2 protein-coding genes are annotated in these 1,883 nt (G+C 63.3%); one reads left to right on the top strand and one right to left on the bottom strand.

Annotated elements, in window-relative coordinates; translation table 11 throughout:
- Positions 1-120: 120 nt before the first annotated feature.
- Positions 121-549 carry an Lrp/AsnC family transcriptional regulator gene (locus X733_RS136535; RefSeq protein WP_031194405.1) on the bottom strand — a complete coding sequence of 143 codons (429 nt, stop codon included), beginning with the start codon at positions 547-549 and terminating at the stop codon, positions 121-123.
- Between the two features lie 149 nt (positions 550-698).
- Between X733_RS136535 and X733_RS136530 the strand changes: the two genes are divergently transcribed.
- Positions 699-1,802 (top strand): saccharopine dehydrogenase family protein, encoded by a 1,104-nt coding sequence (locus X733_RS136530; RefSeq protein ID WP_023736719.1) that lies wholly within the window; start codon positions 699-701, stop codon positions 1,800-1,802.
- Positions 1,803-1,883 lie beyond the last annotated feature (81 nt).

Raw genomic sequence — 1,883 nt, forward strand, 5'->3', positions numbered from 1 at the left:
CCGTCATCAACAAGCGATTCGTGTGTCATCGCAGTGTAGAATCACACCCGATTCCGCAGGGCAACACCTATCTTAGCGCCTATGCCCGCACGGGGGAGATTAGCGGCTCATGCGTTCCACCTACCGATCGATCCGTGTCGACAAAATAATCGACGACGACGTCCGCTCGACCCCGTCCATCGCGCCGATCTCGTCCAGCAACGCATCCAGGTCCCTGATCGACGGCGCGTCGACGATGACGGTCATGTCGAAATTGCCGCTCACCGAATGCAGCGTCCTCACCGGCGGCAGCGCCTGCAGCGCCCGCACCACCTTGTCGGCGAGCTTGGGCGTGACGGTGAGCAGCACATGCGCCCGCACCAGCCCCTGCTCGTAGTCCGGCGCCATCCGCACGCCATAGCCGGTGATGATGCCGCGCTGTTCCAGCCGCTCGATGCGGCTTTGCACGGTGGTGCGCGACACGCCGAGCTGGCGCGCCAGTTCGGCGGTCGACGCCCGGGCATTGGCACGCAGCAGGGAAAGCAGTCTTTGTTCGGGTTCACTAAGCATTTCGACGAACCTTGTCGTCGTATCGCCAAAGACAGGGTACGTTTCGTACAATTCCACGCTTCCTTTCGCCAGGCAAGCTGCGATTCTCAGAAGCATGGTGCCCACCCTGCAGCGGTCTGGGCCAAAGAGCTTTTACGAGGGATCGGATCATGAAGAAAATCATCGTCGTCGGCGCCGGCAAGATCGGCTCGACCATTGCAGGCATGCTCGCCGACACCGCCGACTACCACGTCACTGTCGTCGACCGCGCCGCCGCCCAGCTGGCAGCAGCCGAACTCCCCACCGGCGTCGAGTCGCTGGAGCTAGACATCGCTACTCCCGGCGCACTCGAGGCCACCCTTGCCGGCGCCTTCGCCGTGCTGAGCGCCGCGCCCTTCCATTTGACCACACGCATCGCCGAAGCGGCCGCCGCAACCGGCGTCCACTATCTCGATTTGACCGAGGACGTCATCTCCACCCGCCGCGTCAAGGAACTGGCGCGTTCGGGCAAGGGCGCGTTCATTCCGCAATGCGGCCTTGCGCCGGGCTTCATCTCGATCGTCGCCAATGATCTCGCCAGCCGCTTCGACACGCTGGAAAGCGTTCGCATGCGCGTCGGCGCGCTGCCGCAATACCCGTCCAATGCGCTGAACTACAATCTGACATGGAGCACCGACGGCGTCATCAACGAATATTGCGAACCCTGCGAGGCGATCGTCGAGGGCGAGCTGATCGAAGTGCCGCCGCTGGAGGAGCGCGAAGAGTTCTCGCTCGACGGCGTCACCTATGAGGCCTTCAACACCTCCGGTGGGCTCGGCACGCTGGCCGAGACGCTGAAGGGCAAGGTGCGCACGCTGAACTACCGCACCATCCGCTATCCCGGCCACGCGGCGATCATGAAGGCGCTGCTCAACGACCTCGGCCTGCGCCACCGCCGCGACGTGCTGAAGGATATCTTCGAGAGCGCCCTGCCGGCAACGCTGCAGGATGTGGTCATCGTCTTCGTCACCGTCTCGGGCCGCCGCAATGGCCGCCTGCTGCAGGAAACCTACGCCAACAAGATCTATTCGCAGCGCATCGGCAACCAGGTGCGCAGCGCAATCCAGATCACCACCGCCTCCGGCATCTGCGCCGTGCTCGACATGCTGGCCGACGGCACCTTGCCGGCGACCGGCTTCGTCAAGCAGGAAAACATCGCGCTGGATGCGTTTCTCGCCAATCGTTTTGGGCGCGCTTATGCGCAGCACGAGATGGTAAGCCGGCTGGCAAGCTGAGCTACTTCACCCTCCCCCTTGTGGGCATAGGCGCTAAGATAGCTTTGGCATGGACTGAAACTTGCGCTTTCGTGGTGGTTC

This window comes from Mesorhizobium sp. L2C066B000 (assembly GCF_000502335.1).
Taxonomy (GTDB): Bacteria; Pseudomonadota; Alphaproteobacteria; order Rhizobiales; family Rhizobiaceae; genus Mesorhizobium.